Annotated in this window: 4 protein-coding genes; all 4 read left to right on the top strand. The window is 62.3% G+C overall.

The window, feature by feature from the left end; translation table 11 throughout:
- Positions 1 to 352: TOBE domain-containing protein (locus tag AC1D00_RS33680; protein WP_477013642.1), on the top strand; the 352-nt coding region annotated here is incomplete at its 5' end.
- 45 nt (positions 353 to 397) lie between these two features.
- Complete coding sequence (locus AC1D00_RS33675) at positions 398 to 1,687, top strand: ABC transporter substrate-binding protein (protein WP_025575684.1); 1,290 nt, start codon at positions 398 to 400, stop codon at positions 1,685 to 1,687.
- A gap of 4 nt (positions 1,688 to 1,691) precedes the next feature.
- Positions 1,692 to 2,651: an ABC transporter permease gene (locus tag AC1D00_RS33670; RefSeq protein WP_477013641.1), complete on the top strand. Its 960-nt coding sequence runs from the start codon at positions 1,692 to 1,694 to the stop codon at positions 2,649 to 2,651.
- A gap of 2 nt (positions 2,652 to 2,653) precedes the next feature.
- On the top strand, positions 2,654 to 3,135 hold a 482-nt coding region (locus tag AC1D00_RS33665), incomplete at its 3' end, for an ABC transporter permease (RefSeq protein ID WP_477013640.1).

Below are 3,135 nucleotides of genomic sequence, written 5' to 3'. Positions count from 1 at the left end.
CGGCAAGATCGAGCAGCAGGGCACCGCTCGCGACATCTTCCACCATCCCCGCACCGAATTCGTGGCGCGCTTCATCGGCGGCCATAACGTCCTCAGCGACGCCGGCAAACTCATCGCCGTGCGCGCCGATCAGCTCGGCATCGTGCCGTTCGCCGACGGCGCGTACGGCGCGCCAGCGCTGCTGACCCAGACCGAGTACCAGGGCTCCTACATCGCCGTCTCGCTCACGCTCGACGACGGCACCGCCCTGTTCTCCCATCTCCCCGAGGCCGCCTTCGACGTTCACCCGTTCCGACCGGGCGATCGCGTGCTGGCCACCTGGGATCCCGCCAAGGCGCAGCGCCTGCAATAGCGCCGTCATCCAGAAAATGCGCAACACAGAAGAGGAGTGAGCAATATGACCGAGACGACCAAGAAGACCGGCGTCAGCCGCCGTACGCTATTGAAGAGCACCGCGGGTCTCGCCGGCCTTGCCGCCGGCTCCGGCGCCATCACCGGCTTTCCCTATGTGAAGTCGGCGGAAACCAAGGTGCTGCGCTATCTCGGCACCGCCGTGAACGAGGGCGACGACATCTCCAAGCAGTGCCTCAAGGACACCGGCATCAAGATCGAATACATCACCGCGACCACCGACGACGTCACCAAGCGCGTGATGACCCAGCCGAACTCCTTCGACGTGCTGGACACCGAATATTTCTCGCTGAAGAAGCTGGTGCCGTCGGGCAACATCCTTGCCCTCGACGCCAGGAAGATCAAGGAATTCGACAACATCACGCCCGTCTTCACCAAGGGCGAGACGCCTGGCGGCAAGAAGATCGGCGGCCAGGGCACCGCACCCTGGAAGGTGCTCTATCTCGAAGGCAAGGACTCCAAGAAGTTCGCGACGTCGGCGACCGAATTCGTCACGCTGATCCCGACCGTCTACAACGCCGACACGCTCGGCATCCGTCCTGACCTGATCAAGCGGCCGATCAGCACCTGGGCCGAGCTGCTCAACCCCGAGTTCAAGGGCAAGGCCTCGATCCTCAACATCCCCTCGATCGGCATCATGGATGCCGCCATGGTCGTGGAAGCCACCGGCAAGTACAAATATGCCGACAAGGGCAACATGACCAAGGAAGAGATCGATCTCACCATGAAGGTGATGACCGAGGCGAAGAAGGCCGGCCAGTTCCGCGCGTTCTGGAAGGACTTCAACGAGAGCGTCAACCTGATGGCTTCAGGTGAGACCGTCATCCAGTCGATGTGGTCGCCGGCGGTGACGAAGGTGCGCTCGATGGGCATCCCCTGCACCTTCCAGCCGCTCAAGGAAGGCTACCGCTCCTGGGCCTCCGGCTTCTGCGTCTCCAAGGGCGTGTCGGGAGCCAAGCTCGAATGGGCCTACGAGTTCGTCAACTGGTTCCTGTCCGGCTATGCCGGCGCCTATCTCAACCGCCAGGGCTACTACTCGGCCGTGCTCTCCACCGCGAAGGCGCATATGGAGCCCTACGAGTGGGCCTACTGGATGGAAGGCAAGCCGGCCGAGAAGGACATCAAGGCGCCCGACGGCTCGCTGCTGGAGAAGGCCGGCGCGGTGCGCGACGGCGGTTCCTACGAGGACCGCATGGGCGGCGTCGCCTGCTGGAACGCGGTGATGGACGAGAACGACTACATGGTCCGCAAGTGGAACGAGTTCATCGCGGCGTAATTTGATGGACACGTCGGAAGACATCCTGCAACAGGCACCCCCGGGATTGATCCCGGGGTCGGGCACAGCGCGCGCCGCGAAAGTGACGCGCCTGTCGCCGTCCTTCATCTCCTGGCTCCAGGCCGGGCCGATGATGCTGGTGTTTCTCGCCTTCTTCCTGATCCCGCTGGTGTTCGTCGTCATCGTCTCGTTCTGGGACTACAACGAATACCAGTTGCTGCCGGCGTTCTCCGGCCGCGGCTACACCGACACGTTCGAAGGCTGCATCGCGCAGCTCCCCGATCTCTGCACGATCGGCAAGACCTATCTGATGACCCTGAAGCTGTGCTTCCTGGTCTGGGCCCTCACGCTCTTCATCGGCTTCTGGGTCGCCTACTTCCTCGCCTTCCACATCAAGTCCAAGACCTGGCAGATGGGATTGTCGCTGCTCTGCACGATCCCGTTCTGGACCTCCAACGWGATCCGCATGATCGCGTGGATTCCGTTGCTCGGCCGCAACGGCCTCGTCAATTCCGGCCTCGTCAAGACGGGGCTGATCAACCATCCGCTGGAATGGCTGTTGTTCTCCGAATTCTCCGTCGTGCTGGCGCTGGTGCACCTCTTCACCTTCTTCATGGTGGTGCCGATCTTCAATTCGATGGTGCGCATCGACAAGTCGCTGATCGAGGCCGCCTATGACGCCGGCGCCACCGGCTTCCAGACGCTCGTGAACGTCATCATTCCGCTCGCCAAGCCCGGCATCGTGATCGGCTCGATCTTCGTCATCACCATCGTGATGGGCGATTTCATCACCATCGGCGTGATGGGCGGCCAGCAGATTGCGGCGGCCGGCAAGATCATCGAGACGCGGGTGAACGCGCTGCAGTTCCCCGCAGCAGCGGCCAACGCCGTGATCCTGCTCGCGATCACGTTCCTGATCATCACCATGATGTCGCGCATCGTCGACATCAAGAAGGAGCTCTGAGCATGAAGGAAGGACGCCCGCGCTCTTTCTACGTGCTCGCGATCTTCTTCGCAGCCTATGTGCTGTTTCTCTACGGTCCGATGATCGCGATCTACGTGCTGTCGTTCCAGGGGCCGCAGGGCGGCCTCACCTTCCCGATGAATGGCGTGTCCACCTTCTGGATCGCAAAGCTGTTCCAGGGCACCGGCATCGTCGATCTCGGCGCGGCCTTCCGCCGCTCGCTGCTGCTCGGCGTGATCGTCATGATTGTCACCGTCGTGCTGTCGGTCGCCGCCGGCATGGCCTTCCGCCGCAAGTTCAAGGCGCAAAGCATCCTGTTCTACTCGGCGATCGCGAGCCTCATCGTTCCCTCGATCATCACTTCGCTCGGCATCTCGCTTGAATTCCGCATCATCGACGATCTGATCAAGGCACACTGGAACGAGAATTTCGAGACCTCGATGGGCCTGCTCACCTCGGGCCTCGGCGCGCATCTGACCTGGAC

This window comes from Bradyrhizobium sp. P2_E8, from assembly GCF_056403875.1.
The sequence above is the reverse complement of the archived record's forward strand: the minus strand, read 5'-3'. Positions and strand labels throughout refer to the sequence as shown.

What these genes read in the sequence shown, in the direction of transcription:
- AC1D00_RS33675 (WP_025575684.1), top strand. Translation starts at nt 398, where the DNA reads ATGACCGAGACGACCAAGAAGACCGGCGTCAGCCGCCGTACGCTATTG.